The 218-nt window shown below is 57.3% G+C and carries 1 rRNA gene; it reads left to right on the top strand.

Annotated features, from left to right (window positions below):
* Positions 1-218 (top strand): 23S ribosomal RNA (locus ADK54_RS20915); the annotation flags it as partial.

The raw sequence follows: 218 nt of genomic DNA, 5'->3' as shown, positions 1-218 counted from the left end.
CGATAGCGGATAGTACCGTGAGGGAATGGTGAAAAGTACCGCGGGAGCGGAGTGAAATAGTACCTGAAACCGTGTGCCTACAAGCCGTGGGAGCGTCGCGCATCGAGCTTGCTCGGTGCGTCGTGACTGCGTGCCTTTTGAAGAATGAGCCTGCGAGTTAGCGGTGTGTAGCGAGGTTAACCCGTGTGGGGAAGCCGTAGCGAAAGCGAGTCCGAACA

It is taken from the genome of Streptomyces sp. WM6378 (genome assembly GCF_001279695.1).
In the GTDB taxonomy this organism is placed as follows: Bacteria; Actinomycetota; Actinomycetes; order Streptomycetales; family Streptomycetaceae; genus Streptomyces.
Note: the sequence above shows the minus strand (reverse complement) of the source record. Positions and strands in the feature narration are given on the sequence as shown.